The sequence below is a fragment of the Allobosea sp. 05T422_2 genome (assembly GCF_056396265.1).
Genome location: NZ_JBFTLD010000093.1, coordinates 1 through 22,012 on the forward strand (window position 1 = coordinate 1; position 22,012 = coordinate 22,012).

General features: G+C 66.4%; 24 protein-coding genes. 20 read left to right on the forward strand and 4 right to left on the reverse strand.

Annotated features, from left to right (window positions below; translation table 11 throughout):
- Together AC1DJT_RS17310 and AC1DJT_RS17315 are read right to left on the reverse strand one after the other, a co-directional pair.
- Positions 1–355: MurR/RpiR family transcriptional regulator (locus AC1DJT_RS17310; RefSeq protein WP_476834515.1), on the reverse strand; the 355-nt coding region annotated here is incomplete at its 3' end.
- Complete coding sequence (locus tag AC1DJT_RS17315) at positions 352–1,110, reverse strand: HAD-IIA family hydrolase (protein WP_476769765.1); 759 nt, start codon at positions 1,108–1,110, stop codon at positions 352–354. The genes AC1DJT_RS17310 and AC1DJT_RS17315, both read right to left, overlap by 4 nt.
- Before the next feature lie 197 nt (positions 1,111–1,307).
- Here AC1DJT_RS17315 and AC1DJT_RS17320 point away from each other — a divergent pair, with 197 nt between their 5' ends.
- From AC1DJT_RS17320 to AC1DJT_RS17410, 19 genes are all read left to right on the forward strand, one after another.
- Positions 1,308–2,231, forward strand: coding sequence for an ABC transporter permease (locus AC1DJT_RS17320; protein WP_476834516.1), 924 nt, complete (start codon positions 1,308–1,310; stop codon positions 2,229–2,231).
- A 6-nt stretch (positions 2,232–2,237) separates the two neighbouring features.
- Entirely contained in the window at positions 2,238–3,155 is a 918-nt protein-coding gene (locus AC1DJT_RS17325) for an ABC transporter permease (protein WP_476834517.1), read from the forward strand.
- A gap of 59 nt (positions 3,156–3,214) precedes the next feature.
- Positions 3,215–4,783 (forward strand): ABC transporter substrate-binding protein, encoded by a 1,569-nt coding sequence (locus tag AC1DJT_RS17330; RefSeq protein ID WP_476834518.1) that lies wholly within the window; start codon positions 3,215–3,217, stop codon positions 4,781–4,783.
- A 72-nt stretch (positions 4,784–4,855) separates the two neighbouring features.
- Positions 4,856–5,749 carry a metallophosphoesterase family protein gene (locus AC1DJT_RS17335; RefSeq protein ID WP_476832453.1) on the forward strand — a complete coding sequence of 298 codons (894 nt, stop codon included), beginning with the start codon at positions 4,856–4,858 and terminating at the stop codon, positions 5,747–5,749.
- A 79-nt stretch (positions 5,750–5,828) separates the two neighbouring features.
- Entirely contained in the window at positions 5,829–6,467 is a 639-nt protein-coding gene (locus tag AC1DJT_RS17340; protein WP_476834519.1) for a class I SAM-dependent methyltransferase, read from the forward strand.
- A 382-nt stretch (positions 6,468–6,849) separates the two neighbouring features.
- Complete coding sequence (locus AC1DJT_RS17345) at positions 6,850–8,370, forward strand: ABC transporter substrate-binding protein (protein ID WP_476834520.1); 1,521 nt, start codon at positions 6,850–6,852, stop codon at positions 8,368–8,370.
- Positions 8,367–9,284: an ABC transporter permease gene (locus AC1DJT_RS17350; RefSeq protein WP_476834521.1), complete on the forward strand. Its 918-nt coding sequence runs from the start codon at positions 8,367–8,369 to the stop codon at positions 9,282–9,284. Before AC1DJT_RS17345 ends, AC1DJT_RS17350 begins: the two co-directional genes overlap by 4 nt.
- A gap of 19 nt (positions 9,285–9,303) precedes the next feature.
- Entirely contained in the window at positions 9,304–10,185 is an 882-nt protein-coding gene (locus tag AC1DJT_RS17355) for an ABC transporter permease (protein WP_441491111.1), read from the forward strand.
- Between the two features lie 36 nt (positions 10,186–10,221).
- A complete protein-coding gene (locus AC1DJT_RS17360; protein WP_476769759.1) occupies positions 10,222–11,556 on the forward strand; it encodes an LLM class flavin-dependent oxidoreductase in 1,335 nt (444 codons plus the stop codon).
- A gap of 203 nt (positions 11,557–11,759) precedes the next feature.
- Complete coding sequence (locus tag AC1DJT_RS17365) at positions 11,760–12,401, forward strand: GNAT family N-acetyltransferase (protein WP_476832456.1); 642 nt, start codon at positions 11,760–11,762, stop codon at positions 12,399–12,401.
- Positions 12,402–12,547: 146 nt separating this feature from the next.
- Positions 12,548–13,564: a PLP-dependent cysteine synthase family protein gene (locus tag AC1DJT_RS17370; protein WP_476834522.1), complete on the forward strand. Its 1,017-nt coding sequence runs from the start codon at positions 12,548–12,550 to the stop codon at positions 13,562–13,564.
- 552 nt (positions 13,565–14,116) lie between these two features.
- Entirely contained in the window at positions 14,117–14,653 is a 537-nt protein-coding gene (locus tag AC1DJT_RS17375) for an OsmC family protein (protein ID WP_476834523.1), read from the forward strand.
- A gap of 52 nt (positions 14,654–14,705) precedes the next feature.
- Entirely contained in the window at positions 14,706–15,728 is a 1,023-nt protein-coding gene (locus AC1DJT_RS17380; RefSeq protein ID WP_476834524.1) for an ABC transporter substrate-binding protein, read from the forward strand.
- Complete coding sequence (locus AC1DJT_RS17385) at positions 15,715–16,734, forward strand: ABC transporter permease (RefSeq protein WP_476770702.1); 1,020 nt, start codon at positions 15,715–15,717, stop codon at positions 16,732–16,734. Before AC1DJT_RS17380 ends, AC1DJT_RS17385 begins: the two co-directional genes overlap by 14 nt.
- Positions 16,728–17,534 carry an ABC transporter ATP-binding protein gene (locus AC1DJT_RS17390; RefSeq protein WP_476834525.1) on the forward strand — a complete coding sequence of 269 codons (807 nt, stop codon included), beginning with the start codon at positions 16,728–16,730 and terminating at the stop codon, positions 17,532–17,534. The genes AC1DJT_RS17385 and AC1DJT_RS17390 overlap by 7 nt, the downstream gene beginning before the upstream one ends.
- Before the next feature lie 41 nt (positions 17,535–17,575).
- Entirely contained in the window at positions 17,576–17,944 is a 369-nt protein-coding gene (gene copC / locus AC1DJT_RS17395; protein WP_441506685.1) for a copper homeostasis periplasmic binding protein CopC, read from the forward strand.
- A 1-nt stretch (position 17,945) separates the two neighbouring features.
- Complete coding sequence (locus AC1DJT_RS17400) at positions 17,946–19,706, forward strand: CopD family protein (RefSeq protein ID WP_476834526.1); 1,761 nt, start codon at positions 17,946–17,948, stop codon at positions 19,704–19,706.
- Between the two features lie 202 nt (positions 19,707–19,908).
- Complete coding sequence (locus tag AC1DJT_RS17405; protein WP_476770698.1) at positions 19,909–20,103, forward strand: hypothetical protein; 195 nt, start codon at positions 19,909–19,911, stop codon at positions 20,101–20,103.
- The gene (locus tag AC1DJT_RS17410) at positions 20,103–20,339 is read left to right on the forward strand and encodes a hypothetical protein (RefSeq protein ID WP_441491100.1); all 237 of its coding nucleotides are present in this window, start codon (positions 20,103–20,105) and stop codon (positions 20,337–20,339) included. The genes AC1DJT_RS17405 and AC1DJT_RS17410 overlap by 1 nt, the downstream gene beginning before the upstream one ends.
- On the opposite strand, the gene AC1DJT_RS17415 is transcribed toward AC1DJT_RS17410, so the two are convergent.
- Positions 20,325–20,639, reverse strand: a complete 315-nt coding sequence (locus AC1DJT_RS17415) for a hypothetical protein (RefSeq protein ID WP_476770697.1) — start codon at positions 20,637–20,639, stop codon at positions 20,325–20,327. The genes AC1DJT_RS17410 and AC1DJT_RS17415 overlap by 15 nt on opposite strands.
- 39 nt (positions 20,640–20,678) lie before the next feature.
- On the opposite strand from AC1DJT_RS17415, the gene AC1DJT_RS17420 reads away from it, so the two are divergent.
- Positions 20,679–20,882: a cold-shock protein gene (locus AC1DJT_RS17420; protein ID WP_069881900.1), complete on the forward strand. Its 204-nt coding sequence runs from the start codon at positions 20,679–20,681 to the stop codon at positions 20,880–20,882.
- 344 nt (positions 20,883–21,226) lie between these two features.
- On the opposite strand, the gene AC1DJT_RS17425 is transcribed toward AC1DJT_RS17420, so the two are convergent.
- Entirely contained in the window at positions 21,227–21,745 is a 519-nt protein-coding gene (locus AC1DJT_RS17425; RefSeq protein WP_441506683.1) for a Crp/Fnr family transcriptional regulator, read from the reverse strand.
- Between the last annotated feature and the right edge of the window lie 267 nt (positions 21,746–22,012).

Here is a 22,012-nt window from a genome sequence, read left to right on the forward strand (position 1 = left end):
GGCCGGCCAGATCCTCGTGGATGAACTGAACCGGTTGCACCAGATCGCGCGCCAGCGCGATCTTGACCTGCTGGAAGCCCCGCGCGCCGAGCTGCTGGCAGAGCGAGATGACGCTGCCCTCGCTCGCGCCGGTGCGCTCGGCCACTTCGGTGACCGACATATGCACCACCTCGGCGGCATGGGTCATGAAGAAATCGGCGATGCGGGCAGCTTTGGGCGGCAGGTTGGCGCGCAGCGCCTGCAGGCGTTCGAGTGCCCCCTCGAGACCGGGCGTGCCGGTGCCCTTGCGCCTTTCGGTGCCTGGTTCGCCGGGGGCGGCCTCGGCCGATCCGGGATTGCGATTCGACGCCGTCATGCCGGGAAGGCCAGCATGCCGGCCGGGTCACGACAAGGCGCATTCGCCGCGATGGCGGGGAAGACCCCGTCGCGAAGCTCGAAATAGCGCAGGCCAAGGCGCCGTGCGCCCTCACCATCGGTCGCCGGGTTGTCCCCAACCATCAGCACCGCATTCCTGGACAGCCCGAGCAGCGCCAGGCCGGCCTCGAACAAGGCGGGTTCCGGCTTGCCGATGATGCGGTACGGCACGGGGCCAGTGCAGGCGAGCAGCGCCGCCAGCAATGCGCCGGTCTCCGGCACCACCGCGCCATCCGGGCCGGGATGGACGAGATCGGGATTGGCAGCGACGAGCTCGGCGCCGCTGCGTACCGCATTGGCTGCAAGCATCAGGCGTTCATAGGAAAAATGCCGGTCGCGTCCGAGAAAGACGATGTCCGGCCGCTCCTGCACCGGGACAAGGCCGCGGTCGCGGGCATGGATCATCAGGCTCTTGCTGGCCATCATGGAGATGCGGGCTCGGGGCTGCCGGCGCGCGATTTCGTCGAGCGCGGTCGAGCCGGCAAGAACGATCCGGCGCGGCGCGATGACCAGGCCAAGACGCTTCAGGGCACGCGACAATTCGAGCGGCGTATGCTCGGCATCGTTGGAGACGATGACGAAACGGCCGTCCAGGCTTTCGAGAAAGGCATTGGCGCCGGGAAGCATCTGCCGGCCGCGCACCAGGGTGCCGTCGAGATCGACGAGACACCCCTGAATGCCGTGAAACGACCCCATCGCGCGAATCCAAACCCTGTCAGCAAGTGAGGCTCGTCCATGAACTGAGATAAACTCAGTGTCAAATTCAATATCGAATGAGATTATTTCATCATCCTGTCATGAAGCGCGGCCAAGAACGAGCCCGTCGCAGCACGGGCCACGACTGAGGCCGGGCATGCAGGGCGACGTCCGGCGGCTCCAGGCAGGAGGAAGACATGCTTGAATTCCTCGTAGGCCGGCTGCTGCGCATGGGCATCACGCTTTGGGTGATCGCCTCGGTCGTCTTCCTCGCCACGCGCCTGACGGGCAACCCGATCGACTTCCTGATGCCGGAAGGGCTGGATGCCGCCTCGCGCCGCGAGATGATTGCCTATTGGGGGCTCGATCGTTCCGTCGCCGAGCAGTACTGGCTGTTCTGGCGCTCGCTTCTTTCAGGCGATTTCGGCCTGGGATTGATGGAGCGCCGGCCGGTCGCGACGATCTTCACCGAACGGCTCTGGCAGAGCGCCTCGCTCCTGGTCGCGACCCTGGCGCTGACGATCTGCATCGGCGTGCCGGCCGGTATCCTGRCTGCCGTCTGGCGCGGCCAGGGGCGCGGCAGCGCCGTGCTCTTCACGGCCTTTTTCTGCTACGCCATCCCGAATTTCGTGCTCGCCATCCTGCTGCTGCTGGTCTTCTCCTACACGCTGCACTGGCTGCCCAGCGCCGGCTCGGCCACACTCGCGCATTACGTCATGCCGACGGTCGCGCTCTCGGCCTATTTCGTCGCGGCGCTGGTCCGCTACACTCGCAACGCCATGCTCGACGTCCTCTCGCAGGACTATATGCGCACGGCCCGGGCCAAGGGGCTCGCCGAGAGCAGCATCATTCTCCATCACGGCCTGCGCAACGCGTTGATCCCGGTCATCACGGTGCTCGGCCTGCAAATCACCACGCTCGTCTCGGGAGCGGTGGTGGTCGAGACCGTCTTCGCCTGGAACGGCGTCGGCGACCTGCTGGTCGGAGCGACGCTGCGCCGCGACTATCCCGTCCTGCAATTCGGCGTCCTCGTCGTCGCCTCCGCCGTCATCGTCGTCAACCTACTGGTCGATCTCGCCTATGCGCTGGTCGATCCGCGCGTGCGCCTGGCTGGAGCCTGAGCGGTAATGACCGATACCCTCGACGCCAAAATTGCAGGTGCCAAGATCGTGCTTGCCCCGCAGCACAAGCCGCGCCGGCGCTTCGCGCGTCCGGCCGGCATGAACGCCCTGGTCGTCGCGGCCGCGCTTCTGGCGCTCGTGCTCGTCCTCCTGGCGGTGCTCGCGCCCGTGCTTGCGCCCTTCGACCCCGACCAGCAGAAACTGCTGGCGCGGCTGCGGCCCCCGCTCGGTTTCGAGCGCGCCAATCCGGCGCATTGGCTCGGCACCGATCAACTCGGCCGCGATCTGCTCTCGCGCTGTCTGTACGGCCTCAGGCTGACGCTGGCGCTCGCGCTGTTTGGAACGCTGATCGGGCTCGTCATCGGCGTCGCGCTCGGGCTCGTCGCCGGGCAACTCGGAGGCCGGGTCGATGCGCTGGTCATGGGGCTCGTCGACATCAAGCTGTCACTGCCCTTCACGCTCGTCGGGCTGCTCGTGGTTGCGCTGGCGGGAACCGATGTCGCGGTGCTGATCGGCGTGCTGGGCATCGCCTATTGGGCCCATTTCACCAGGCTTGTGCGCGCCCAGGTCCTCGGCCTGCGGGAACTGCCCTTCATCGAGGCGGCCCGAGCCGCCGGAGCGACCCGCTGGCACATCGCGACCGTCCACATGATCCCCAATATCGTCTCGCCGGTCGTGGTGATGGCGAGCCTGAACTTCTCGAACCTGATCCTGCTGGAATCCGCCCTCTCCTTCCTCGGGCTCGGCGTCCAGCCCCCCACTGCCACGCTCGGCTCCATGGTCGGCCAGGGGCGCGACTACATGGCCTCCGCACCCTGGATCGTGGTGGTGCCGGCTGCGGCGATCGTGCTCGTGAGCCTCGCCGCCATGCTGCTCGGCGATTTCCTGCGCGACCATTTCGACGTGCGCCTGCGCGAACGCTGACGCGCCGCCTCCACCTTGCCTGCCGAACCACCTTCGCTCCAACCGAAAGGGCTGAACTGATGCTCAAGACCTTGCTGAAGACCGCGCTCGCCGCCGCGCTCGCGACAACCGCCCTGACCGGGCTTGCTCGCGCCCAGGAGCTCAAGGTCGGCGTGCAGAACATGGCGCCCTGGCTCGATCCCGGCCGCGATTTCTCCAATGTCGGCTCGCAGTTCTATTTCAACGCCTTCGACCCGCTGATCGGCAAGGACGCCACCCGCGCCGAGAGCGTCTGGCAGCCGGGCATCGCCACGAGCTGGAAGCAGGTTTCTCCGACCGAGATCGAACTCAAGATCCGCCAGGGCGTGACCTTCCACAACGGCGCTCCGATGACGGTCGAGGATGTGGTCTTCTCCTTCGACCGCATCATCAACGCGAGTTTTGCGCCCTATAGCGTGCGCAAGCGCGACACGCTGCCCAACATGGCCAAGGTCGAGGCGGTCGATGCCGAGACCGTGCGGATCACCGCGACGAAGCCCGAACCGCTGTTCGACACCCTGCTCAATGTGCAGCAGGGCATGATCGTACCTAAGAAATACATCATGGCCCTGACGGGCGATCCGAACGTCGCCGAGCCGGCCGATTTCGAGGCCTTCGCGCTGAAGCCCGTCGGCACCGGCCCCTACAAGATCACCGAATTCGTGCCGAACCAGCGCCTCGTCTATGAGCGCTTCGACGGCTTCTGGGGCGAGAAGGCGCCGTTCCAGAAGGTCACGGTGCAACGCATCCCGGAACTCTCGGGCCGGTTGACGGCCTTGAAGAATGCCGAGGTCGACCTGATCACCAATGTCCCGCCGGACCAGCTCGAGCCGATCGCCTCGGACGCGAAGCTCAAGGTCGAGGGCATGCAGACGCCGCTCTTTCACGTCGTCATCTTCAATACGCAGAACCCGAAGATGGCCCATCCGAAGCTGCGCCAGGCGCTCTCCTACGCCATCGCCCGCAAGACGCTGAACGAGGCGCTCTGGTTCGGCAAGGCGAAGGTGCCGACGAGCCATAGCTTCCAGCAGTTCGGCCAGCTCTACATGCCCGAGCTCGCCACCTTCGAGTACGATCCGGCCAAGGCCAAGGCCCTGCTCAAGGAAGCCGGCTATGACGGCACCCCGATCCGCTACGACGTTCAGGCCGCCTACTACACCAATGGCCTGCTCGCCGCGCAGGCGATCCAGGAGATGTGGGCCGCCATCGGCGTCAAGACCCAGCTCAACGTCACCGAGCAATGGACCGGCTCCGATCCGACCATGATGGCGCGCGCCTGGTCGAACCCGATGTATTTCCCGGATCCCGCGGGCGCCTTCGGCATCATGTGGGCTCCGACCGGCAATTCCGCCTCGGAAGGTCGCTTCAAGGCTGACGACGCCTATATCGCGCTGTGGGAGCGCTTCCGCTTCTCGACCGACCTCGGCGAGCGCAAGAAGGCCTATGCCGATCTGATGCAGGCGATCAAGAACGACCCGCCGGTGCTGCCACTCTATCAGCCCTACGAGTCATACGGCATGAAGCGCTCGCTCGCCTGGCGGCCCCTGCCCGGGCACATCCCCTATGTCCTCGACTTCCGTGCCGGCCGCGTGACGCTCGCCGCCCGCTGAACCAACCGGGAGGGGTCGGCCCGGGCCGGCCCCTCCGTTTTCGCCCTCGTCCTTCGCATCGTGAGCCCAGCCATGGCCAAGCCTCTTCGCCCCGCCTCCCTTCGCCTCGCAATCGTCGCCGATATCCATCACGGTGAGAACAGCTTCACCAAGATGGGCAGCCAGGCCCTGCCGCTCATGGCCGAGTTCCGCCGCTTCGTTGAGGACGCGAAGCCCGATGCCGTCATCGATCTCGGCGACCGCATCTCGGACCGCGACCATGCGACCGACCTGCGACTGGAGCAGGAGGTGGCGGATGCATTTTCTGCCATCGCCGCGCCGCGCTTCCATCTCTGCGGCAATCATGACCGCGATCACCTGAGCGTCGCCGAGAACGAGGCCATCCTGCGCCAGCCGCTCGGCCATCGGACCATCGATCTGGGCGATTGGCGCCTCGTGCTCTGGGCGGCGGATTCACGGATCCACCGCCCGGGCGGCTTCATCCTGACCGAGGCCGACCTGCTCTGGCTCGCCGCGACGGTCAACGCCGCCGATCGCCCGCTMGCGATCATGAGCCATGTCCCGCTTTCCGGCCACGCCCAGACCGGCAACTACTATTTCGAGCGCAATCCCGAATTCTCGACCTATCCCGGTGCCGAGCGCGCACGCGCCGTGCTGCGTCAGGCCCGGGTTCCGGTCCTCTGCCTCGCCGGGCATGTCCACTGGAACACGCTGACGATCGTCGACGGCATCCCGCATCTGACGCTGCAATCGCTGACCGAGAGCTTCACCACCATGCCGCAGCCAGCGGGCGCCTGGGGGCTGCTGGAGCTCGGCGCGACGATCGACTGGACGGTCCATGGCAATGACCCCTTCGTCGCGAAACTCGATGCCGCCGACACGCTTCGGCGCTGGATGACGCCGTTGCAGCCCTTTTCGGAGCATCCGGAACTGCGCCGCCGCCATCCTTCGCTGGCGGCGGAGTGACCGACGATACGATCGTGCCGACAGGCGACAGGCCAGACGGCCTGATCCCGTGCTAGAGAGCGGCATTGGGGGGGCGGCCATGGCACAGATTGCGAATGACACGCGCTTTTGGGACCGGGCCGCGCGGAAATACGCCGCCGGTCCGATCGCGGACATGGCAGGCTACGAGCGCACGCTGGAGCGCACGCGGCATTATCTTGGGGGCAGCGATACGGTCCTCGAATTCGGCTGCGGCACCGGCACCACGGCGCTGAGGCTCGCGCCTCATGTCGGGCGCATCGTGGCGACGGATATCTCCAGCGAGATGATCGCGATCGCCCGGGGCAAGGCCGAGGCCGCAGCTTGCGGCAATGTCGCGTTCGAGGTCGCGACGCCGGCTGCGATCTCGGAGCCTGACGCGACATTCGACGTCGCGCTGGGGTTTAATGTGCTGCATCTGATCACGGCGCGGGAGGCGGCCCTGGCCGGCGTCCATCGGCTGCTGAAGCCGGGCGGGATCTTCATCTCCAAGACGCCATGCCTGTCTGAGATGAACCTGCTCCTGCGCCTCGTCGTGCCCCTGATGCAGCGCCTCGGCAAGGCGCCCTCAGTCAGCTTTCTCAGCACGGACGAGCTCGAACGCGAGATCGCGGCCGCGGGGTTCGAGATGATCGGGCGCGAGCACCACGCCTCGCGCGGCCGGGATGCCCGGCCGTTCCTCGTGGCACGGAAGCGCTGACGCCCCGCGGAACGAAGGCCGGTCGGAACCCGGCCGCTTTCACATCTGCGGAGTTTGAGCGCCTGCCCCAGCGCGACCATCCGCAGCGGCTGACGAGCATGAGCTTCAGGTGCAGATTATAGCCGGGTCCCCCTCCCGGCCGAGCGCATCCGCGCCGCTTCAAACCTGTCGACCGCAGCCTCGCTTGCCTGGATTCGGTCGTTGGATTCTCCGCGCGTCCCGGCAGCGCGCAGGACACCGTGCCGACAACAAAACTTCTGCGCCATCCGATAATCGGAGAGGATCTCTGTCGATATCGCCGTGCATTTGAAGACCTTTTCCGGATAGCGCACGCTAATTTGGCGCCAATCCCAATGTTCTCGAAGGCAAAGGCGTTGCTTCCATGAGTCTGTTCGCTTTGATCCGCTGGCCGGTCCTGGCCATGTCGGCAGCGTTGATCTTTGCAGGTCCTCAGAAATCAGCCGCAGCCGAGACGCTGACCATCGCGCAAGGAAACGACATCCTTTCGCTCGACCCGGCCAATCACGGCAATAACAGCACCGAGTCGGCGCTGGTGAACATCTACGATTACCTGGTCAACAAGGATTTCAGCCAGGGACAACTGCGCTTCACCCCGCGTCTCGCCATCTCCTGGAGCAGCGATGACAATATCCATTGGACGGTGAAGCTGCGCGACGACGTCTACTGGCACAACGGCGACAAATTCACCGCGCAGGACGTCAAGTTCACAATCGAGCGGTCGCAGCAGGACAAGAAGCTGATCAGTTCCGGCAAGTTCCGCCGGATCAAAGCGGTCGAAGCCCCCGACGACACGACCCTGCKGATCGAAACCGACGGGCCCGATACGCTGCTGCTGCACGCCTTCGTCGGCAACGGCGCCGGCATCCTGCCCAAGGCGGCGTTCGAGAAGGCGGGCAAGGACGAGTTCTTCAAGCAGCCGGTCGGCACCGGGCCCTATGTCTTCAAGCAATGGGTCAAATCCGACCGCGTCGTCCTGGCGAAGAACCCGCGCTGGTGGKGCGGCACGCCGAAATGGGATGGCGTCCTCATCCGCTCGATTCCGGAAACCACGACGCGCGTGGCCGAGCTCCTGACCRGCGGCGTCGATATCGCCGTGAACGTTCCGCCGGAAGACATCGCGCGCCTGAATGACAACAAGGGCACGCGCGCCATCACCTTCGACATCGCGCGCAACCTCGCTTTGCATGTCCGCACCGGCAAGGACCGCGTCACGGGCGATCCGCGCGTCCGCGAGGCGATCGACCTCGCCATCGACCGCAATGCCATCGTGCAGCAGGTGCTGGAAGGGCATGGCGGGGCGACGCGCGGCTTCTTCCCGCCGGCGATCCCGGGCTTCGCCCCGGAGCTGAGCCGCGACATCCGCTTCGATCCGGAACGCGCGAAGGCGCTGCTGCGCGAGGCGGGCTACAGCGACCGCAAGCGTCCCCCCATCAAGATCAGCACGCCGAGCGGCCGCTATGTGAAGGATCGCGAGATCGTCGAGGCGGTCGCCGGCTATCTCGAGGATGCCGGCTTCCGCGCACAGGTCGAGGTGCTCGACTGGACCGTCTACAATAACAAGGTCGTCGGCGACGGTTTTGGCGAGCTCTATCTCTGGGGCATGGGCTCCTACACCGACGCCTCGACCCTCTTCGTCGACAATTTCAAGCGTCACTACGACTGGTCGGACGAGAGTTTCGAGAAGCTCGCCGCCTCCGTTCGCCAGGCGAAGAGCGAGGCCGACCGCATCGCCATCTCGCAGCAGGGCCAGCAGATCGTCGCCGAACAGCGCGTCCGCATCGGCCTGCTCTTCCCGCAATCGATCTACGGCGTCAGCGATCGCATCATCTATACCGGGCGCTTCGACGAAATGATCGCGGCCGAGGACGTCTCGCGCCCATGAGCGGACGCTCTCCCCTCAAGGCGCTGCTGCAATTCGTGCCGGTGCTCTACATCGTCTCGCTGATCGTCTTCGTGCTGGTCTATCTGACAGGCGATCCTTCGGCGCTGCTGATCCCGGAGGATGCAAGCGAAGACGATCGCCTCACGCTGGTCGCGGCGTGGGGGCTCGATCGGCCCTGGTATGTCCAATATCTCCGCTACATGGGCAATATCCTGACCGGGGATTTCGGCGTCTCCTATCGCTACGGCACCGATGCCCTGCCGGTCGTGCTCGAACGCATTCCGGCAACCCTGACGCTGACGGCGGGCGGCCTCGTCGTCGCGATCCTCATCGCCCTGCCGACCGGCATCTTCGCTGCGCTCAAGCGCAACAGCATGCCGGATTTCGCGATCTCMGCCGTGACGATCCTCGGCAAGGCGATGCCGAATTTCTGGGTCGGCATCATGCTGATCCTCGTCTTCGGCGTCTGGCTCCGGCTGGTTCCGGTCTCCGGCAGCGGCAGCTTCGCGCATCTGATCCTGCCGGCGCTGACGCTGGGCACCGGCTTTGCCGCCGAGCTGACCAAACTGATCCGGTCCAGCCTGCTGGAGGTCATGGGCCAGGACTATATCCGGACCGCCCGGGCCAAKGGCGTGCCGGAGATCCTCATCATCCTCCGCCATGGCCTGCGCAATGCGCTGATCCCGGCCCTGACCATGACCTCCCTCCATGCCATCGCGCTGCTTGGCGGGGCTCTGGTCACGGAGACGGTGTTCTCCTGGCCGGGTCTCGGCCAGCTCGTCGTGCAGGCGGTCTACACCAAGGACATGGCGGTCATCCAGATCGCCGTGTTCGTCATCACCATCATGGCTCTGACGATCAACCTGACGACGGACGCCCTCTACCGGCTGATCGATCCCCGCCTGCGGCATTGATCGACCCGAGATGAAAACGATGCAGATATCCCTCCCGCTTCCCCGTATCCCGCGCCTGCCGCGCGTGCTGCGCTCGCTTCTGTCGAACAAGGCGGGCCTCGCCGGCCTTGCCATCGTCGCCGCGATCGCCGTCACCGCGCTGCTCGCCGACCATCTCGCGCCGCTCGACCCGCTGCGGCGGAACCTTTCGCTGAAGCTGCTCCCGCCGGCCTGGCTCGAGGGCGGCAATCCGCGACATCTGCTGGGTACCGACAGCCAGGGGCGGGACCTGCTCAGCCGCATCATCTTCGGGGCGCGCACCTCGCTGACGGTCGGCCTTGCCGCCGTCGCCCTCTCCAGCCTGATCGGCCTTTCGCTCGGCCTGCTCGCGGGCATGGCGGGCGGCAGGGTCGATGCGCTGGTCATGCGCGTGATCGACGCGATGCTGGCGATCCCGACGATGCTGTTCATGCTTGTCGTCGCCCTCGTCGCGGGAACCGGGCTCGTCCCGCTCGTCGTCGTCATCGCCGCGACCAATTGGGTCGGCTGCGCGCGGATCGTCAGGGCCGATGTGCTCAGCGTGAAGGAAATGGACTATGTCGCGGCGGCGCGGTCGATCGGCGCGCGCCCGCTCGGCCTGATCCTGCGGCACATCCTGCCCAATATCCTGTCCTCCTTCGTGGTCGTCTCGACCATGAATGTCGGCACCGTCATCCTGGCGGAATCCTCCCTCAGCTTCCTCGGCTTCGGCATCCAGCCGCCCGAGATCTCCTGGGGGCAGATGCTGAGCGAGGGACGCCAGTACCTGGCGACCAGCTGGTGGGTTGCGACCTTCCCCGGCATCGCGATCACGCTGACCGTGCTCGGCGTCATCCTGCTCGGCGACTGGCTGCGCGATCATCTCGATCCGCGCCTCGATTGAGCGCAGCCCCCTCTATTCACTTTGCCAGAGAATTCCATGACCATCGTCGCCCAGAACGCACGCAAGCCCCGCAGGCTCCATCTCGGCCTGTTCCACCAGCCGATCGGCCGGCATCCGGCGGCGTGGCGGCAAGACACCGCGCAGGGCCATCCAGAGGATATCGACTGGGCGATCCGGATCGCCCGCAAGGCCGAGGAAGGACTGTTCGACATGTTCTTCCTGGCGGACAACCTGGCTGGCCCGGAGCCCGGTGCGCAGGGCAAGGCCGGTGGGCTCGAGCCCCTGACCCTTCTCTCGGCGCTGGCGGTTGCGACCTCGAAGATCGGCCTCGTCGGCACGATTTCGACCAGCTTCGCTGAGCCTTACAACGTGGCGCGGCAGCTCGCATCGCTCGACCATATCAGCCATGGCCGCGCCGGCTGGAACGTCGTCACCACCCAATCGGACCGGGCGGCCGAGAATTTCAGCCTCACTGCCCTGCCCGATCACGCCGCCCGCTATGAGCGCGCAGGGGAGTTCGTGCAGGTCGTACGCGGCCTCTGGGACAGCTGGGCCAATGATGCCCTCATCATGGACCGGAAATCCGGCACGTTCCTCGATACGCAGCGGGTGCGCCTGCTTGCGCATAAGGGCGCGCATTTTTCCGTCCGCGGGCCGCTCAACATCTCGCGGCCGCCACAGGGCCACCCCGTCATCATCCAGGCCGGCTCCTCGCGCGACGGCATCGGGCTCGCGGCCGCCGAGGCGGATCTCGCCTTCACGGCGCAGGACACGATCGCCGACTCCCACGTCTATCGCGAGGCGCTGAGCGAGGCAGCGAAAGCCGCCGGACGCAAGGCACCCAGCCTCCCGATCCTACCCGGAATCATGCCGATCGTCGGGCGGACCGATGCCGAGGCGCGCGAGAAATTCGCGGCGATGCAGGAGCATACCGACATCGCCGCCGGCATCCGGCAGCTGTCGGGGCGCTGGGGTTATGACCTGTCCGGCCATCCGCTCGACGGGCCCGTGCCGGAGCCGGGCGAACGCATCCATGGCGAGAGCCGGGTGCGCCTGCTCCTGAACAAGGCGCGCGCCGAGAACTACACGCTACGCGAACTCGCAGCGCTCGCCATCGCCTCCCATGGCCATCGCATCATCATCGGCTCGCCCCGGACGATCGCCGACGACCTGCAATCATGGTTCGAGCAGGGCGCTGCAGACGGCTTCAACCTGATCCCGGCTTCGATGCCCGACGGGCTCGACGATTTCGTCGATCTGGTGATCCCGGTCCTGCAGGAACGGGGATTGTTCCGCCGACATTACGAGGAAGCCAGCCTGCGCGAGCGCTTTGGCCTCGACCTCCCCCGGCTCGCTGCGTTCACGAACTGAGCTGCTGGCTCCGAGGCGCACTGATCGCGAGGCGGATAAATTCCTTCCGTCTCGCCCGCCGACTGTGGAACTATAGATCTCCAAATAACCCTCAGCATAGCCAAATATACTTATTGTACTGACAGTATTGATTGCGCAACCGGTTCGGATACGAATGCCATGGGCGCTTATTCCCGCTCAACGACAAATTCCGGAACCGTGCCATGACTGACTTGATCGTGCGATCTTCTCCCTTCGATGGGAAAGCAGAGGTTTTGATCGAAGGGCTTGTTGCCGAGTACGACGGCCGATACGGGGCCAATAGCAGGCCAGGCGGCGCGCGCACCGAGATCCTGCGCTACCCCCCAGAGGCCTTCGCCCCGCCTTTGGGAGATTTCCTGCTCCTGCGGCGCGGCGACGAGACCATCGCGGGCGGCGCCTTCATGAGCCATGACGACGAGACAGCCGAGCTCAAGCGCATCTGGACGCGGGACGATCTGCGGCGGCAGGGGCTGGCACGGCAGATCGTGCTCGCGCTCGAAGAGGCGGCGGCCGAGATCGGCTACACCCGGGCCTATCTCACCACCGGGTTCCGGCAGCCGGAAGCGACGGGCCTGTATCTGTCGCTTGGCTATCGGCCGCTCTTCGACACGACAGTCGACCCGACGCTCTATCGCTCCCTGCCCTTTGAAAAACATATCGGGGCGAAGGCCGGCACCGCCGGCAGCACAGCGATCTATCCCCCGGCCGCATCGCTCGACGACGCGACGGCCCGCGTCGCCATCGTCAAGGCCGAGCAGGAGGCGAAGATTGCGGCCAGGCTGGCGGCTCATCGCGCGGCGACGACACAGGTAGCAGCGGCTTGAGCGGCGCAGACGCAGTCTCGCCGGCAGCATGACGCTGCACGCCGCAGCGCCTGCCAATGAGGGGCAAGCGGCTGCCGAACATAGGCGACCGGCCACCCCGCCGGTCTTCGGTGGCATGCGCCACCTCTCCTGGGAGTGAGAGCATCATGGGAACGCAGAACGACCACTTTGCAGCGCTGGTCGGCAACACGCCGCTGCTGGAGCTGCGCCGCTTTGCCGAAAGGCTGGAGATCGCCTCCCGCGTCTTCGCGAAGATCGAGTATCTGAACCCGGCCGGCAGCATCAAAGACCGCACGGCCTGGGGCATCATTCGCGAGGCCGAGGAGAAGGGGGCGCTGAAGCCCGGACAGCTCATCGTCGATCTCACCAGCGGCAACACCGGCATCGGCCTCGCCGCCTTGGCAGCGGCGCGCGGCTACCGCTCGAAATTCTACCTTCGCAACACGATCAGCGAGGACAAGATCAGGCTGCTTCACCAATATGGCGCCGAAACCGTCCTGATCGACAACAGCGTATTCCTGGAAACCGGCGCTATCCACGCGATCATCGACCGCGTCCGCCGCGAGAATCCCGATGCGTATTACACCAACCAACGGGGAAACCCGGCAAACCCTCGCGTTCACTTCGAAACCACCGGGCCGGAGATCTGGCGCGAGACCAAGGGCGAGGTCGACATCTTCGTGGCCGCGGTCGGTACCGGCGGCACGATCTCCGGTACCGGCCGCTTCCTGAAGGCGCAGAAGCCCGGCGTGAAGGTCGTCGTCGTCGAGCCCGGCGCGGCCTCGATCCCCTCGGCGGAGACGCCCTACCCCGACAGCATCGAGGGCGTCCATAAGGTGACCGATGTCGAGGTCGCGTACCTGCCCGAGAATTTTGACGCTGCCGTCGTCGACGAGGCCATCGTGACCGACACGGCGCAGGCCCGCGCGTTCGCCMGGGCGCTGGCACAGGAGGAAGGCATCCTGGCGGGCACGTCGTCGGGAGCGGTGCTGTTTGCCGCCGCCACACTCGGCCGGCGCCCCGAAAACGCCGGCAAGACGATCGTCGCCATCGTTGCCGATAGCGGCGAACGCTATCTCAGCCCGCCCAAGCTCGGCCCCACCGTCGCGCAGACGGAAACGGCGAGCCCGCCCTCGCTCCCGGTCGCCGCTGCAGCCTACTAGGATTCGGGGCGGCGGGATTTGAGGAACCTGATTTTCGTCGCCACAGCCCCGAACAGGAACAAATCATCGCCTTTCCGCAATCAAAACGCACAGTTTGTTTCATTGATACAAATAATCATCTGAGCAATAATCCTGAACGTGAAGAGTAATCCTAACGTCTTCACCGCGGGATTTGCTGGAGTAGCTTGCGCCGCGTCAACAACGCTAAAAGCACCACGATCGCTCGTGGGCTCCTCTCTTGCTTTGGAGACGCGAATGCCCTTCCCGCTTGAACTGACAACGATCGGCCGGCAGCCCCCTTGCCGTCGAAGGCTATGATTTCGGAATTTTAGGCGGGCGCTCGTCGCTGCCGCGGACAGAACCGCGACAGCGGTCTCCCGATGCATCGGCCCTTGAAGCGGGACGCGGTCTTGCCGCTGCCCGGACGACCTCCCCCMTGGATTTCGTGATGTCTCCGATGCGCCGTTCTCCAGCGGCGCAGCGGCCGGGCGAACGCGCGAAATCGAGGCAAGCCCCCCTCCCTAGCCCTCTCCCATCCGCGAGCCGCCAACCATGTCCGACCTCACCGAATATCTCGCCCAGAAGCGCGACGCCGTGTTGCGCCGCAAGGCTCATGCCCGCACGCCGGAGGCCCGACCGCAGCGCCTGCAAGCCCGGGCCACGGCCGAAGGGCGCAGCGGCGTCCGCCGCATCCGGATCCGCGACTTCCAGGTCGTCAGCGACAGCCCGCCGGATTTTGCGGGCTATGATCTCGGCCCTAGCTCGCCGGAGCTGCTGCTCGGCGCGCTGTCCAGCTGCCTGACGCACACCTACCTGATCCAGGCGGCCGACCAGCAGATCGATCTGCGGGATGTTTCCGTCGAGGTGCAGGGCCAGCTCGATCCCCGCGCCGGCACGCCCGGTTTCGAGACGGTGCCAGTTTACCCCCACGACCTCTCCTACACGGTGCGGCTGACCACCGATGCGACCGATCTGGACGCCCTCAACGCCGCAGTCGAACGCTTCTGCCCGATCCTGAACCTGCTCCGACGCGGCACGGAGGTGCGTGGAACCGTCGAACGCATCCCGGCCAGCCGCGCCGCCGCCTGATCTTCTCACTCCCCTGCACGTGGCCGCTCACCGCAGCGGCAAAGGAGCAAACATGAGCCTTTTCACCAGCCAGCCCACCCGCCGCGCGCTCCTGCGCGGAGCCGCCGCACTCGCCGCCGCGCCGCTCGCCGGTCTCGCCGGGCATCACGCCTTCGCCCAGGCCGCACCGCTGGCGCAGCGCCAGACGATCAAGCTCGCCTGGGGCCAGACGGCCGTCTGCCAGTCGCCGATCTCGGTCGCTCTGAAGCAGGGCCTGTTCGAGAAATACAACATCGCGGTCGAGCCGGTGAATTTCAGCGGGCCGACAGATGCGCTGCTCCAGGCGATCGCCACCGGCCATGCCGATGGCGGCATCGGCATGGCGCTACGCTGGCTGAAGCCCCTCGAACAAGGTTTCGATGTCGGCCTGACCGTCGGCACCCATGGCGGCTGCATGCGACTGCTCGTCGCCGAGAATGCCGGCATCGGCAGCCTGAAGGACCTGAAGGGCAAATCCGTCGCCGTCACCGACCCGGCGAGCCCGGTACGCAACTTMTTCGCCATCCGTCTCGCCGAGATCGGCCTCGATCCGGAGAAGGATGTCAGCTGGGTGCAGTACCCGCAGGACCTGTTCGGCGAAGCGCTGAAAAAGGGCGAGGTCCAGGCGCTGGCCGGCGACGACCCGCATCTCTATCTCATCCGCGAGCGCGACAAGCTCGTCGAACTCGCCACCAATCTCGAGGGCCAATACGCCAAGTCGACCTGCTGCGTGCTCGGCCTGCGCGGCGCCCTGATCCGCGACCAGCCCCAGGTCGCAGCTGCGGTCTCCCGCGCCATCGTCGAGGCCCAGGCCTGGACCGCGGCCAACCCCGATAAGACGGCCGAGATCTTCGCCCCCTTCGTCCCGGCGAAGGTGACGCCCGAGACGGTGGCCGCGATCCTGCGCAGCCACACCCACGACCACCACTCCACCGGAGCGGCGCTGCGCGACGACGTCGCCCTGTTCACCGAACAGCTGAAGCTCGTCAACGTGATCCGCAAGAGCACCGACGCCAAGGCCTTCGCGCAGAAGATCGTGCCCAATGTCGCCGTTTGAACAGACAGGCTCCGCGGCAGCCTTCGACCGGCCGCCCCTGCAGGTCGATGGCTGGGCGCTGACACGGGGCGCCCTTGCCACGCTGGCCTGGACCGCGGTCGCCGCGTCCGTCACCCTGCTCGCGAACAGGAAGGTCGGCTTCGCCGAACCGCTCTATGTCGACCAGACCAATCTCGGCCTCGTCGCATGGGCGGTCCTGCTGGCGATCGCCACGACGATCGGCGCCGTCTGGCCGCCGCTCGGCGCGCGGCTCGGCCGGGCCGCGCCCTGGCTCGTCGTGCTCGCGCTCTTCGTCGGAATCTGGGACCTGCTGACGGCCAAGCTCGGCCTGCTTCCGGTGCCCTTCTTCGCGCCGCCCTCCGCGCTGGTCGAGGTCTATGCCGAGGACTGGCCGCGTCTGGGCGAAAGCGTGCTGCATTCGCTGCGGCTGCTCGCGCTCGGCTTCGCGTTCGGCACGCTCTCCGGCTTCGTCACCGGCGTCGCGATCGGCTGGTCGCGCGGGCTCGGCTATTGGGTCCACCCCGTGCTGCGCTTCCTCGGGCCGATCCCGTCGACCGCGCTCTTGCCGATGTCCTTCTTCTTCTTTCCCTCGAGCTTTTCGGCGGCGATCTTCCTGATCGCGCTCGCCACCTGGTTCCCGGTCACGGTGCTGACCTGGTCCGGCGTCGCCAGCGTCGACAAGGCCTATTACGACGTCGCCCGCACGCTCGGCGCCCGCCGCTCGTTCCTGATCTTCAAGGTCGCGATCCCGGCCGCCCTGCCGCATGTCTTCGTCGGCCTGTTCATGGGGCTGGGCGCCTCCTTCTCGGTGCTGGTGGCGGCCGAGATGATGGGCGTCAAATCGGGCCTCGGCTACTACCTGCAATGGGCCCAGGGCTGGGCCGCCTATGCCAACATGTATGGCGCGCTGATCGTCATGGCGCTGATTTTCTCGAGCCTGATCACGCTGCTCTTCGCCGCGCGTGACCGGCTGCTCGGCTGGCAGAAGGACGTGGTGAAATGGTAGCCGCTTCGCTCACGTTCGCTGCCGATCGCACCGCGCCGACCGCGCGGGGAGCCGATCTCGCGGTCGCCGGTGTCTCGCATGCCTTCGATCTCGAAGGCCGGCCGCTGCCGGTGCTCGACGATATCGACCTCGACGTTCGGGCCGGCGAATTCGTCGCCCTGCTCGGCCCGAGCGGTTGCGGGAAGTCGACGCTGCTGCGGCTGGTCGCCGGGCTCGAACAGCCCTCGCGGGGCCGGATCTCAGCCGCGGGAGAGTTGATCACGGCGCCCGACCCGTCCCGCGTCGTCGTCTTCCAGGACCCGACGCTCTATCCATGGCGCACCGTCTGGAGGAATGTCACCCTCGGGCTGGAGGCGCGCGGCCTGCTCGCCGCACAGAAGAGCCGCGTCGACGATGCGCTGCGGACGGTCGGTCTCGCCGGGTTCGAACGGGCCTTTCCGCGCCAGCTCTCCGGCGGCATGGCGCAGCGCGCAGCTCTGGCGCGGGCGCTCGTCAATGATCCCAGCGTGCTGATCCTCGACGAGCCGCTGGGGAAGCTCGACTCTCTGACGCGGATCGCGATGCAGACCGAGATCGCAGAGCTCTGGCGCCAGCGCGGCTTCACCACGCTGCTCGTCACGCATGACGTGGAAGAGGCGCTGTTCCTGGCCCAGCGCGTCATCGTGCTGAGCGAGCGCCCCGCCCGGATCAAGGCCGAGATCGTCAACGACCTCCCCTATCCCCGCCATCGCGGCGACCCGCGCCTTGCAGAACTGCGCGGCCAGGCTCTCGCCCATCTCGGGCTCGACGCCAGCTGGTGATCGCCAGGCGAAAGCCCTCTCTCCATCACAGGACCCTGTTCATGTCTCGCGTCACCGGGCTCACGCTCGCCCTCTCTCTTGCGGCCTCGACCTTCGCCGCCTCGCCAGCCTTCGCCCATGCCCATCTCAGGACCGCCTCGCCGGCCGAGGGCGCGACGGTCGCCGCCCCGGCCGAGATCGTGCTCGGCTTCACCGAGGCCCTCGAGATCAAGCTCAGCAGCATCACCGTGCGCGACGCGCAGGGCCACGAGGTCCAGCTCGCGCCGGCGGAAGCCGTGGCGGGCGACGGCAAGGCGTTGAAAATCCGCCTGAAGGCGACGGCGCCGGGCCCGTACACGGTCGAATGGGCGGCGACCTCCGTCGATACCCATCGCGTCGCCGGGCAGTACCGGTTCACCGTCAGGCCCTGATGTGACTGCCTTCATCGAGGCGGCACTGCCGGCGATCCGCTGGCTCCATCTCGCCGCCTTGCTGTCCAGCCTCGGCACCGAAGCCTTTCGCCTGCTGGCGTGGGGACGACTGGGCGCCGCGCCCGAGGCTACCTCGTTGCTGCGAAGGCTGGCCCGGTTCAGCCGGGCCGGCGTCGTGCTGTCCCTTGTCAGCGGCGGCGCCTGGCTCTGGTTCCAGGGCAGCGCCATGCTGGGGAACGCCGTCGCGAGCCGGGAGGCGGCGCTCGCCATCCTCCAGACCCTCTTCGGCGGGACCTTGCTGCTGCGCCTCGCCCTGCTGGTCGTCTCGCTGTGGATGCTGCACAGCGAGGGACGCGGCCGCTGGCTCGCCCTGCCCCTTCTCGCTGCCGCCGCCTTCCTGCAAGGCGGGCTCGGCCATGGCGCAGCGACTGAGGGCTGGGTCACGATCGCCCTTGGCCTGCATGTCGTGGCTGCCGGGCTCTGGCTCGGCGCGCTGCTGCCGCTGCTCGCGACGTGTTTTCTCCTGCCCTCGCAGGCGGCTGCCATCGCACGCCGCTTCACGCCACTCGGCCTCGCCTGCGTGCTGACGCTCGCCCTCACCTCGCTGATGCAGGTGCAGGCGCTTCTCGGCACGCTGGCGGCGACGCTCGGCACGAACTACGGGCGGCTCGCCTTGCTCAAGCTCGTCCTGTTCGCGGTTCTGCTCGGGATCGCGAGCGCCAACCGCTTCCGTTTCGTACCGCAGGCGGAGGCCGGCGGGTCGATACGCGGGTTGCGTCGCTCTCTCGCCCTTGAGGCGGGGGTCGGGCTTGCCATGGTCGCGGCTGCCGCCGCGCTCGCAAGCCAGCCGCCGGGTATCCACGAACAGCCGGATTGGCCCTTGCCGCTGCGACCTATTCCGGGCCTGTGGGACGATGCCTATCTGCGCGACGGGCTCCTGCGCCTGCTCGGCCCGATCGCCATCACGGCCGCGCTCTTCATCCTAGCCGTCGTGCTGCGCAAGCTGCGCTGGCCGGCGCTCGCGGCTGGACCCGCAGCGCTGGTCTATGTCCAGGTGCCGCCATGGCGCCCCTATGTCGTCGCCGCGGTGCCGACAAGCTTTCAGCTCTCACCGACCGGCTATTCCGCGCGCTCGATAGCGGCCAGTCGCGCGCTGTTCCAGCGCGACTGCGCGAGCTGCCATGGCCTCGACGCACGCGGCCGCGGGCCGGTCGCGGTCGCCCACGCGGTCTGGCCTCCGGACCTCTCGGCGCCGCTGATCGCGGGCCGCCCGGGCGGGGAGCTGTTCTGGTCGATCCGCCACGGCGTCGGGCCGATGCCGGCGGCGACCGGCCTCGGCGATGCCGAGATCTGGGCCTTGATCGATTTCATCCGGCTGCGCGCCGGCGCACGCATATATGACCGCTCCGAGATGCGCTTTGCCGGGGCCGCCCGCATGCCGGGTTTCGTCGCCGGCTGCCCGGAGGGCGGCATCCTGGCACCGGGCAACGGCCGGGTTCTGCGCCTGTGGATCGAGGGCACGACCGCGCAGGTCCAGGCTGACGGCGCGGTCGCCCGCTGTCCGGTCGAGGACCCGGAGCCCCTGGCCGCCGCGCTCGCGGAACTGACCGGCGGCGGGCCGCCGCCCGCGCAGGTTCTGATCGACGCCAATGGCTGGCTGCGGCGGGCCTTCAAGACCGAGAGCAGCGCCTCACCGGATATCGTCGCGACCGAACTGAAGAGCATTCGGGAGGCGCCCTACGATGGCTCCAGCCATCACTAGCGCGTGGGCGTGGGCGCCACGCGAATGMGCGGAATGCTGGCGCACCAGCCAGGGAGCGCAGCAGATCGCAACGGATCCACCAAGAGCGCCCGTACGCGACAAGCCCGACTTTCTCCGGGCAGAAGCCGCCGGTACACGGCCGGGTTGCTTGACTCCCCAATCGCAGAATGTTMCCTCTTTGTTCTCATTGAGAGAATGAAATATGCCAGACGATCAGGGGACCATCACGATCATCACCGATCAGGATATCGACGCGGTGCTCTGCGAGGCCAAGGGCGACGCGCGCGAGGCGATCCGCATGCTCCTGCATGATCTCGCAGTCCTGGCCGCCGACGCCGAGCGGCTGGTCTCGAAGGGTTTTGTGCGCGGTCGCGCGCCGTGGAAGAGGATCGGATGATGGTGACGCGCACACAGAGGCATTTCTCGCCCTATGACGCGGAGAAACTCCTCGCCCTGGTCGAGAGCGCCCGGCGCGAGATAGGGCAGTATCAGGCGACGGTACCGCTCAACTCAGCGATACACACGGCACTGAAGGCTTTCAGGGATGCCGCGACCTTGCTCGCCGATACGGCACGCGGTGATGTCGGGACGGGGCGCTCCTTGCCGTCGCACGCGAGATCAGAGCAATCGTGAGCGATACCGGCGGGCGATCGACGTCCGCCTCGCTCGGAACCTGCTGCTCTTGGGCAGGTCATGACGCAGGTTGCGCGTGGCGCAAAGATCATCGCCCTTGGAGGGATCGCGCGTCGGCGCTGGGTACGATCGATCCAGCACCACCAGAGGTTTATATTGATGCATCAGCGCTATTCGATGGCAACTCACAGTTGCGATGATAAACCGGCTGTAATCGTCGGCCAGTGACGCTTCACGATTGGTCTCGACAACCTTGTCATTTCGGTCAATTCTTTCACCGTGGGTCGTCGGATCGAGCATCCGCCTACCCGCAAGACGCAATCTTCAGAGGATGCGGCTATGGCGACGGGAAACGTGAAATGGTTCAATACTGAGAAGGGTTTTGGTTTCATTCAGCCGTCAGACGGCGGCAAGGATGTGTTTGTACACATCACAGCCGTGAAAGAGGCCGGCATGATGACTCTGACCGAAGGACAGAAGGTCGCTTTCGATTTGAAAACCGAACGCGGCAAGACAGCGGCAGGCTCCCTCCAGCTTCTCTGATCACCACCTGACGTCTTTTGCGTCGAAACGGCTTGCCACCTGACGGCACGTCCCGACATCGCATTTGCGCGGTCAGGCAGCGCTTGGAAGGCCAGGACATCCATCGATCAGGCGCGCCGGGCGGGTTTCACGCCCCGGGCAGGCTAGCCCGCGTGGGTAAGACGCTGTGGAACCGGGAACCTTGCCCTGCGAACCTTCGGTCAGCATAGCGCGATCGCTGTCGATGGAACTACGCTTGGCGACGGAGCCGGCAGGACGGCCCGGGATGCCGAATTCGAACCGCCGCTACCGCAGATTGCTTGCGAGGCTATGGCTGAACCTCACAGTTCCGGCGTGCAATGCCGTCACTCTGCCGCGCTCAGGCGCCGTTTGATCCTGCTGAAGGCGATGGGTGTGATGGCGAGATAGCGCGCGATATCCCCCTGGGAGAGGCGGCGCAACAAGCCCGGCTCGAGCATTTGCATGGCCCGAAATCGCTCTGCAGCGGAATCGCAGAGCAAGGCCTGCTCGCGCCGCGATTTGCGCTGCCTGACCCAATCCGCGAACTGGCCGTAAGCGCGCTGCAGATCCGGGTTCTCGGCGATCCGCTGCTGCAACCATGGCAGGGGAATCCGGATGATTGTCGATGGTTCGAGCGTTCGTGCGCCGAAGGCCGGCCCGTTGCCCTCTGCCGCGAACAGGCCCTGATCGGCGATGAAGCTCTTGATCCGTTCATCGCCCTCGGGCGTGACGTAGACCAGCTTGATGAGCCCTTCCGTGAGAATGAACAGATCGGCCGGCGCATTGTCCGGATCGAACAGGACATGGCCCTTGGGACAAGCCCTGGCGGTCCAGAGCCTGTCGCCCCAAAGTTTGTCCTGCAAGGCAAGTTCCCGGAGCTGACCMAGGAGTCGGCCGGCCGGAGAACCTCGCTCATCTAAACCCGGGTTCATCAGGAACGCTCGAAAGCATGGCAGGAGGATCGACGACAGACACAAAGGAGAAAGGGGTCGTTGAAAAACCTGCCTTCGCGTGATTCTCTTGATCCTGATCGGGATTGGGGGCCGGCATGCTGGGTCGCAAGGAACGGGACCAACTGGAGCTGTTCATTTCGGGCACGCTCCGCCAGCTTATTCCTGACGAACATATTC

Coding starts and splice junctions, on each gene's coding strand:
- AC1DJT_RS17340 (WP_476834519.1), top strand. CDS start 5,829: ATGGCACAGATTGCGAATGACACGCGCTTTTGGGACCGGGCCGCGCGG.
- AC1DJT_RS17360 (WP_476769759.1), top strand. CDS start 10,222: ATGACCATCGTCGCCCAGAACGCACGCAAGCCCCGCAGGCTCCATCTC.
- AC1DJT_RS17405 (WP_476770698.1), top strand. CDS start 19,909: ATGCCAGACGATCAGGGGACCATCACGATCATCACCGATCAGGATATC.
- AC1DJT_RS17390 (WP_476834525.1), top strand. CDS start 16,728: ATGGTAGCCGCTTCGCTCACGTTCGCTGCCGATCGCACCGCGCCGACC.
- AC1DJT_RS17365 (WP_476832456.1), top strand. CDS start 11,760: ATGACTGACTTGATCGTGCGATCTTCTCCCTTCGATGGGAAAGCAGAG.
- AC1DJT_RS17420 (WP_069881900.1), top strand. CDS start 20,679: ATGGCGACGGGAAACGTGAAATGGTTCAATACTGAGAAGGGTTTTGGT.
- AC1DJT_RS17355 (WP_441491111.1), top strand. CDS start 9,304: ATGCAGATATCCCTCCCGCTTCCCCGTATCCCGCGCCTGCCGCGCGTG.
- copC (WP_441506685.1), top strand. CDS start 17,576: ATGTCTCGCGTCACCGGGCTCACGCTCGCCCTCTCTCTTGCGGCCTCG.
- AC1DJT_RS17330 (WP_476834518.1), top strand. CDS start 3,215: ATGCTCAAGACCTTGCTGAAGACCGCGCTCGCCGCCGCGCTCGCGACA.
- AC1DJT_RS17315 (WP_476769765.1), bottom strand. CDS start 1,110: ATGGGGTCGTTTCACGGCATTCAGGGGTGTCTCGTCGATCTCGACGGC.
- AC1DJT_RS17410 (WP_441491100.1), top strand. CDS start 20,103: ATGGTGACGCGCACACAGAGGCATTTCTCGCCCTATGACGCGGAGAAA.
- AC1DJT_RS17385 (WP_476770702.1), top strand. CDS start 15,715: ATGTCGCCGTTTGAACAGACAGGCTCCGCGGCAGCCTTCGACCGGCCG.
- AC1DJT_RS17375 (WP_476834523.1), top strand. CDS start 14,117: ATGTCCGACCTCACCGAATATCTCGCCCAGAAGCGCGACGCCGTGTTG.
- AC1DJT_RS17325 (WP_476834517.1), top strand. CDS start 2,238: ATGACCGATACCCTCGACGCCAAAATTGCAGGTGCCAAGATCGTGCTT.
- AC1DJT_RS17415 (WP_476770697.1), bottom strand. CDS start 20,639: ATGCTCGATCCGACGACCCACGGTGAAAGAATTGACCGAAATGACAAG.